The sequence below is a fragment of the Corallococcus sp. AB045 genome (assembly GCF_003668895.1).
Classification (GTDB): domain Bacteria; phylum Myxococcota; class Myxococcia; order Myxococcales; family Myxococcaceae; genus Corallococcus; species Corallococcus coralloides.
This window is the reverse complement of record NZ_RAWN01000132.1, coordinates 19,747-28,193: the sequence shown is the minus strand read 5'-3', so window position 1 is coordinate 28,193 and position 8,447 is coordinate 19,747. Positions and strand designations below refer to the sequence as shown.

Sequence of the window (8,447 nt, the reverse complement as noted above, 5' to 3'; positions counted from 1 at the left end):
GAGACAGGCTTTGGGGCGACGTGGAGCTGGCGGCGCGGGACCGGGGCGGCAAGGTGCTGGCCACCACGGCGGACGCCCCTCACCTGCTGGCCACGGTGCTGGTGGCCCGGGGTGACTTCGCGGCGCGCTATCCGGACGCGGTGCGGCGGGTGCTGCGGGGGCTGCTGGACACGGGGCAGGGCGTGCTCAAGTCCCCGGCGGCCGGGGCGCGGCTCCTGGGAGAGGTGGCGCCCTACCTGGGGGACCCCTCGGAGGCCATCCGCAGCGCGCCGCCCGCGACACTGGCGGACAATCGGGCCTTCTTCGGACTTTCCGGCGAGGCGCCGGTTACCTATGACGAGCTCTTCCAGAGCGCCGCGGCGCTCTTCCAGAAGCTCAATCGCGGGACGGCGCCCCCACCGGCGGAGGACACGCGGGACCTGGGCGCGCTGAAGTACGTCTCCGAGGCACGGGGGCCCTGAAGCGGGCCGGAAGAGGGAAGGGGAGTCGGACGTGGCGAAGACACCGAACTACATCAAGGCCGCGTTCCTCCTGCCGGCCAACCTGGTGGGGCTGACGACGGCGGCCATGTCCAGCGCCGTGACGCAGGAGCCGCTGCCCATGATGGTGGCGCTGGGCGTGGAGGGCGTCTACCTGGCCGTCCTGTCGTCCATGAAGCGCTTCCAGCGCGCCGTGCGGGCGCAGCAGCCGGACAACCCGGAGGCCGCGCGCGCGGCGGTGGACTCGCTGCTCGCGGACCTGGCGCCGTCGCAGCGCGACCACTACCAGCAGCTGGTGGGGCTGAAGGAGAAGATCCTCGCCAACTACCGCAAGCTGCCCGCCGGGCGCGTGCTGGCCGCGAGCAGTGAGCCCAAGCTGGACGCGCTGCTCACGTCCTTCCTGCGGCTCATCTCCGCGCTCAACCAGTACCGCACGTACCTCAGCGGGTCCGACCGGGAGCACCTGACCTCCGAGGTGGCGGCGCTGGAGGCGGAGGTCGCGGACGAAGCCAACCCGCGCCTCAAGGACGTGAAGGGCAAGCGCGTGGAGATCCTGCGCAAGCGCCTGATGCGCTTCGAGCAGGCGGGCGAGAGCCGCGAGGTGGTGAGCCACCAGCTGGCGGGCATCGAGGACCTGCTGCGGCTGACGCACGAGCAGTCCATCGCCATCCGAGACCCGGAGAGCGTCAACCGGCAGCTGGACGTGCTCTCCGCGGAGACGGAGGCCACGGACGAGACCGTGCGTCAGATGGAGCGCTTCCTCGACTTCACCGAGGAGACCTCCGCGCCCCTGCCGCACGGCGGCACTCGCGTGCGGTAGGGCGGGCACGGGCCCGGACGGGCACCTGTTCACCGTGGCACCTTGCGACCCTGGCGGGGGCCTTGGACGGCGCACGAATAGATTGACTCTCCGGCGCAGGCATCCTGTCCTGACGCCCATGCTCCGCCGCGTTGGATTCCTCCCGTTGGTCCTGCTGTTGGTCGTGTTCGCCGGCTGCTCGCGCTGCGGGAAGGAGGCGGCCGGGCCCGCGGATTCGCCCCGGGGCGTGTCGCGCTACCTGCCGCGCACCGCGCAGGCGGCCGTCGTCATCGACGACCTGGGCACGCTGGGCGAGAAGCTCGCGCGCTTCCAGAACCTCAAGGTGGCCTCGTTCGTCGCGCAGCTGCAGAACTTCCCCTCCGCGGAGCGCTACGTGTCCGCGGTGATGCGGCAGGTGGGCGTGGACCTGCGCAGCAGGAAGGCGCTGGAGGACGCGGGCATCGACCCGAAGCGCGGCGCGGGCGCGGCGTTCCTCGGCGGCACGCAGGCGGTGTCCGTCCTGGGAGTGAAGGACGCGGACAAGCTGAAGACGACCTTCGCCACCTTCGCCCGCACGCGCCTGGGTGCGACGGAAGAGAAGGACGCGAAGGTGGACGCCGGGCGGCTCGTCACCTTCAACCGCCCGGGCTCCACGGAGCCCCTGCTGGGCATGCTCTTCCTCAAGCACGACCTGGTGCTCCTGTCCGCGGGCGCGGCGGTGTCTCGGCTGTCGGAGCTGGCGGTGATGCCGGAGGAGCAGTCGCTGGCGAAGGAGCCGGTGCTGGAGGCGTCCCTCAAGCGGCTCTCCGGTGACCGCGACTTCCACGTGTGGCTGCCGGGCGGCAGGGGCCTCTTGCCCGCGGGCAGCGTGCAGGGCATCACCTTCACGGGCCACATCGAGGAGCGCGCGGTGACGCTGCGCGCGGACGCGCCGTGGCCGGACACGCAGGCGTCGCTCGCGGCGCTGGAGCCCAAGGGCGGCGAGTCGCTCGCGGGCTGGCTGCCGCAGGACAGCTTCTTCGTGGCGCGCTTCCGCGGCGACCCGGCGCAGCTGGACGGCGTGTGGCCGTACCTGGCCGGCTCGCAGGTGACGCGCGCGGTGCAGGAGGCGGGCTTCAACGTGAAGACGGAGGTGCTGGACAACCTCAAGCCGGGCATGGTGCTCGCGCTGTCGCTGTCACCCAACGTCAACCTGTCCTCGGGCATGCCGGACCTGGACCTGCGGCGCACCAACCCCTTCCGCTTCGTCAACCTGGTGGCGCTCGCGGAGGTGAAGGACGTGGCCAGGGGGCAGTCCACGCTGGACAAGGTGCCCGGCTTCGCGGGCGGCTTCGGCGCGAAGGTGGAGCCCACGGACGTGAGCGGCCAGAAGGCGTACCTCACGTCGTACCGCGCGGGTGAAGGCGCGCACTTCGCGCTGTCCAAGGACGGCAAGCTGCTGCTCGCGGCGCCCAAGGCGCGCCTGGAGTCCACCCTGGCCTCGCTCGCGCAGCCGGCGGGCACGGGCCCCGTGTCCGAGGACCTGAAGTCGGTGGGCAAGGACGCCGCGCTGGTGGTGCTGCTGGACCTGCGCCGGCTGGCGGACGCGGTGAAGTCGCTGCCGTCCGCCGCGTGGGGCATTGGCGGCTTCGCCATCAAGGCCACTACGGTGCGCTGGCTGGACGCCACGGACGACCTGCGCGCGGTGACCATGGCCCTGTCGCGCAAGGACAAGGCGCTGCAGGCCGAAATCTCCCTGCGGCTCACGCCCGCTCCCGCCACCACCACGACCACCCCGGCCACGCCTTGATCCACGCGCGCGATGTCGTGAAGGAGTACGAGGACGGCGATGGCTCGCGCGTGCGCGTCCTGGACGGCGTGTCGCTGGACGTGGAGGCCGGGGACTTCGTCGCGGTGGTGGGCGCGTCTGGCAGCGGCAAGTCCACGCTGCTGCACCTGTTGGGCGGCCTGGACGTGCACTACCAGGGGCAGGTGGAGGTGGGCGGCGTGAAGCTCACCGGCCTGCGCGACAAGGAGCTGGCGCGCTTCCGCAACACGCACGTGGGCTTCGTCTTCCAGTCCTTCCACCTCATCCCCAACCTGTCCGCGCTGGAGAACGTGCTGTTGCCCTCGCACTTCGGTCCGGCCACTCCGGACGGGCGCAAGCGCGCGAGCCAGCTGCTGGAGCGCGTGGGTCTGGGCTCCAAGCAGGACCGCGCGCCGGTGCGGCTGTCCGGCGGCGAGCGCCAGCGCGTGGCCATCGCCCGGGCCCTCTTCGGCGGCCCGAAGCTGCTCCTGTGTGACGAGCCCACGGGCAACCTGGACGCGGCCACCGGCGCGGGCGTCATCCAGCTCTTCCAGGAGCTGCACAAGGAAGGGCTCACGGTGCTGACCGTCACCCACGAGGAGCGCATGAGCGCGGTGGCGCGGCGGGTGCTGCGGCTCAAGGACGCGCGGCTGGTGGAGGAATCCCCCGCGTCGGAAGCCCTGGCGTCGCGAGGTGCCCCGTGAGGTTCGACGCACTGTCGCGACTGGTGCGGTTGTCCCTCGCGCGTGAACGCAAGGGCGCGTTCTTCTCCGCCTTCGGCGTGGCCATGGGCGTGGGCGCGCTGGTGTTTTTCGTGGGCCTGGGGCTGGGCGTGGGTCAGGTCATCCGCGAGCGCATCTTCCCCACGGACTCGCGGCTGGTGGACGTGGTGCCCCCGGCGGTGTCGCTGGGCCTTCTGGGCGGCGGCAAGCTGGACGCGGCCGCGGTGGAGCGCCTGGCCGCGCTGCCCGGCGTGGAGACGACGTACCGGAAGATGAACGTCCGCGTGCCGGCGGTGACGCGCTACGACGGCGTGTTCTTCGGCTCTCGCCTGCGCATGGGCATGGAGGTGCTCGCGGTGGGCGTGGACCCCGGCCTGGTGCAGAAGGACGTGGGGCTGCCGGAGGCGAAGGACTTCAAGGACCCGGGGGAGGGCAAGGCCATCCCCGCGCTCATCTCCACGCGCCTGTTGGAGCTGTACAACAAGACGTTCGCGCCCGCGCGCAAGCTGCCGCAGCTGTCCGCGGAGATGCTCATCGGCTTCGGCTTCCCGGTGGAGTTCAACCGCTCCTACGTGGCGGCCACGTCCGGCGGGCCCACCACCACGCAGCAGGCGCAGGTGGTGGGCGCGTCCGACCGGGCCATGCTCGCGGGCATCACCATCCCGCTGGACACGGCGGTGCGCATCAACCGCGCTTCTGGCGCGGACGCGGACAGCTACTCCGGCGTCACGCTGGTGGCCGCGGACCCTTCACGCGTCCCGGAGCTGGTGGAGGCGGTGAAGGGGATGGGCTTCGAAATCGATGATCAGGAGCGCCGGCTGGCGGAGAACGCGGGCGCGGCGGTGGCGCTCACCACGTCCGCGCTGGCGCTTCTCTCCATCCTCATCTGCGTGCTGGCGGCGGTGAACATCGCCCACGCCATGTCCTCGTCCGTGCGCGCGCGGGCCAAGGAGATTGGCGTGATGCAGGCGGTGGGCGCCTCTCGCGCGGACGTGCGCGCCATCGTGCTGGCGGAGGCTGGCGTGGTGGGCGTGCTGGGCGGTGCGGCGGGCACGGCGGCGGCGCTGGTGCTGGCCTTCATCGTGGACCGGCTCGCGAAGGGCTACCTGCCCAACTTCCCCTTCAAGCCGGAGAGCTTCTTCTCCTTCCCCGCGGCGGTGGTGCTGGGCGGGGTGCTGCTGGGGCTCGTGGCCGCGCTCGCCGGGGCGTACTTCCCCAGCCGCCGCGCCGCCGCCACGGATCCGGCCAGGACGCTGGCGGGATGAGCGGCCCTTCGCGCAAGTCGTTCCTGACCAACGTCCTGTGCCTGGGGGCGCTCGGGTGGATCTACGGGGGCGACCTCTCGGATGCACTGAGCGCCCGGACCGCGGAGGTCTCCGCGCTCCTGACGCCGCCGTCCGCCGTGCGCGCCAGCGTCGTGCTGGGGCTCGCGGGCGTGGGCCTGGCCGTGTTCCTCGCTGGACTGCTGCGAAAGAGGCCGGAGGGCTTCAAGGGCTACCGGCTGCTGCCCATCCTGCTCGTGATGGCGCTCTTCCTGGACCTGGTGCTCGCGGAGGGCCGCACGCCGCTGGACTCGCCGGAGATGGCCGCCGTGGCGCTACAGCGCTTCCAGGGCGAGGCCCAGAAGCTGGCCACGGTGGAGGCCGTGCCCGCGCGATCCCAGGTGCTACAGCCCCTGGTGGACGCGCTGGGCTCACCGCCGTACCTGGAGCGCGGGTCGTCGGTGCCGGCCTATACACTCCAGGTGCGCACGGACTGCGAGGGTCCCGTCCATGACGCGCCCGGCACCCGGGCCGGTACGCTGCTCTACTGCGTGGCCCGGGACGGCAAGCAGGCCTGGGTGACGCTGGTGGGGCTGCCCGCCGAGGTGCGCTTTGGTGCGCCCGCCGTGCTCTCCCACCGGGGAGAGCCGCGCGTCGCCGTCGTGCGCGCCCAGCTCCCCGCGGATCCCGAGGAAAATGACGTCCTGCCGGGCTTTGACCTGGAGATCCCCACCGTGGATGGGGGCGCGGCGGCGTCCCCTTCGCCCTGAGTCGGGGTCGCCTGGGGAGCAAGCGGGCGGAAATAGGTCCGCGCGCGCGGTTGACCCTTTGGAGCCGCGATCGATAGGCTCCCTGCAAGGACTCGACCCCCACACACAGTGACGACCTCTCAACCGAAGCGGCAACCCATCCCGTTCGGGAAGTATCTCCTCCTGGACCGCGTCAACATCGGCGGCATGGCGGAGGTCTGGCGCGGCAAACAGTTCGGCGCCAGTGGCTTCGAGCGGCTCGTCGCCATCAAGCGCATCCTGCCGAACATCGCCGAGGATGAAGAATTCATCTCGATGTTCATCGATGAGGCGAAGATCAGCGTCCAGCTGACTCACGCCAACATCGCGCAGATCTACGAGCTGGGGCAGATCGCCAGCAGCTACTTCATTTCGATGGAGTACATCCCCGGCAAGGACATGCGGGCCATCTTCGACCGCTGCCGGAAGAAGGGTGAGCCCGCGCCGGTGCCGCTGGTCGCCTTCTGCGTGGCGAAGATGTGCGAGGGCCTGGACTACGCCCACCGCAAGAAGGACGGGATGGGGCGCGACCTCAACATCGTCCACCGCGACATCTCGCCGCAGAACGTGCTCGTGTCCTTCGAGGGCGAGGTCAAGGTCATCGACTTCGGCATCGCGAAGGCGGCGGGCAAGGCCACCAAGACGCAGGCCGGCATCCTCAAGGGCAAGTTCGGCTACATGAGCCCGGAGCAGATCCGCGGCCTGCCGCTGGACCGCCGCTCGGACGTGTTCGCCATCGGCGTGTGCCTCTACGAGATGCTCACCGGCGAGCGCCTCTTCGTGGGCGACAGCGACTTCAGCGTGCTGGAGAAGGTGCGCAAGGCGGAGGTGCCGTCGCCGTCCACGTACAACCGGCGCATCCCGGAGGCGCTGGAGCGCATCGTCCTCAAGTCGCTCGCGAAGGACGTGGAGGAGCGCTACCAGTACGCCAGCGAGCTGGGCGACGACCTGCAGCGCTTCCTGCTGACGAACGACTCCATCTTCGGCCGCAAGGACCTCATGCAGTACATGAAGTCCACGTTCGCCGAAGAGGTGGAACGCGAGAAGCAGCGCCTGGCTGAGTACGCGGACATCCGCGCGCCGGACGGCATGCTGGCGGCCATCGAGGCGGGCTTCAGCGGCCCGTCCCCGGTGCCCACGCAGAGCATGACCAACATCCCGGCGGTGGCGCCCTCCGCGCCCCCCGTGGAGCCCGTGTCCGCGCCGCCGCCACGCGCCTCCAACTCCGGTGGCACCGCGCAGGGCGCGCGCCGCTCGCCCACGCTCGCGGCGCTGCCCAAGCTGACCGCCGCGCCGGCCGCGCCCTCGCCCAAGGAGGACGAGGAGCTGGCGACGCAGATGGTGGACCGCGACGCCGTCTTCAACGACTCGCCGGAGCCCACCACCCAGCCGGGCGCCGCCATTGGCCGCGCCATCACGCCGCTGGAGTCCCCGGCCGCGCCCGACGACGACGGAGAGGACGTGGCGGGCCGCACCGCGGTCATCCCGCCGCCCTCGTCGCTGCCCCAGCCTCCGGCGCCGCCGCGCCTGTCGCAGAACAGCGCGCCGGTGCTGAGCGCCGCGCCGCCGCGTCCGTCGCTGACGAACGTGCCCACGCTGATGGCCAACGACGGGCCCATGCCCCGTCCGACGCCGAACCGGGGCAGCGACGGTCCACCGCCGCGCCTCCACCGGCCGGACCCGCTGCCGGAAACGATGCCGCGTCCGCCCGCGCCCCCCGTCGTCAACAACGGGAACGCGTCGCGTCCGCCCGTGAAGGAAGGCCGCCAGAGGAACGCGCCCGAGCCGGAGGCGCCTGCCCGGAGCCTGGGCTTCAAGGGCATGGACAAGCGGCTGCTCTACGGCGCCGTGGGTCTGGCCTCGCTGTTCCTGCTGGTGGGCGTGGCCCTGGTCTTCTCCCCGAGCAAGCCCGCGCAGGGCTACGTGATGGTGGAGCTGAAGACGCTGGAGGCGAAGGACACCGCGATGGTGTCCATCAACGCGGGGCTTCCGGAGAAGTTCCCCCCCAACGGCTTCGCCCTCAAGCCCATGTCCGTGGGCAACGTGCTGGTGGTGGTGACCGCTCCGGGCTACGAGGCCTTCAACCAGTCCGTCATGGTGTCCGAGGGAACCAACGCCACGCAGGTGCCGGTGGTCCTCAGGCGGCAGGCGCGCTCGGTGGTCGTGGTCTTCAAGACCCAGCCGGAAGACGCCGAGGTGAAGATCGACAACCAGGTCGCCCGGAAGCAGGGCGTTCGCGAGCAGGTGCTCCGGGACTTCTCGCTCAGCAACGACGCTCCGCTGGTGGAGGTCACCGCCCCCGGCTACGTGCCCTTCATCAAGAAGATGGCCGTGAACAACAACGGCCTGGACGTGTTGGCGAACCTGGAGCGCGCGCCCGTGGAGGTGCGGATCGAGTCCACGCCCGGGGGCGCGGCCATCTACCAGGGCAACAAGGACCTGGGCGCCGTCACCCCGGCCACCATCCGGGTGCCGTGGGACACGCGTAGGCTCACGCTGAAGGCGAAATGCCACGCGGACGAGGACGTATCCGTGGGCACGCCGTCCCCGGCGGGTTCCACGGTCAAGGTGGATGCGACCCTGAAGAAGCAGGCGCGCTGCCGCGATTAGC

The 8,447-nt window shown here is 71.3% G+C and carries 6 protein-coding genes and 1 pseudogene; all 7 read left to right on the top strand.

The genetic code is table 11. The annotated features are described in order from the left end of the window. Window positions 1–461: pseudogene (locus D7Y21_RS43525) on the top strand (hypothetical protein); the annotation flags it as partial. A gap of 31 nt (window positions 462–492) precedes the next feature. Beyond that, a complete protein-coding gene (locus D7Y21_RS27305; RefSeq protein ID WP_120566741.1) occupies window positions 493–1,299 on the top strand; it encodes a hypothetical protein in 807 nt (268 codons plus the stop codon). Window positions 1,300–1,417: 118 nt separating this feature from the next. After that, window positions 1,418–3,067 (top strand): hypothetical protein, encoded by a 1,650-nt coding sequence (locus D7Y21_RS27300; protein ID WP_121716655.1) that lies wholly within the window; start codon window positions 1,418–1,420, stop codon window positions 3,065–3,067. Beyond that, window positions 3,064–3,768, top strand: coding sequence for an ABC transporter ATP-binding protein (locus tag D7Y21_RS27295; RefSeq protein ID WP_121716653.1), 705 nt, complete (start codon window positions 3,064–3,066; stop codon window positions 3,766–3,768). Before D7Y21_RS27300 ends, D7Y21_RS27295 begins: the two co-directional genes overlap by 4 nt. After that, a complete protein-coding gene (locus D7Y21_RS27290; protein ID WP_120566744.1) occupies window positions 3,765–5,051 on the top strand; it encodes an ABC transporter permease in 1,287 nt (428 codons plus the stop codon). The genes D7Y21_RS27295 and D7Y21_RS27290 overlap by 4 nt, the downstream gene beginning before the upstream one ends. Continuing rightward, window positions 5,048–5,818, top strand: a complete 771-nt coding sequence (locus tag D7Y21_RS27285; protein WP_121716651.1) for a hypothetical protein — start codon at window positions 5,048–5,050, stop codon at window positions 5,816–5,818. The genes D7Y21_RS27290 and D7Y21_RS27285 overlap by 4 nt, the downstream gene beginning before the upstream one ends. 108 nt (window positions 5,819–5,926) lie before the next feature. Beyond that, window positions 5,927–8,446: a serine/threonine-protein kinase gene (locus D7Y21_RS27280; protein ID WP_121716649.1), complete on the top strand. Its 2,520-nt coding sequence runs from the start codon at window positions 5,927–5,929 to the stop codon at window positions 8,444–8,446. Window position 8,447: the final 1 nt, after the last annotated feature.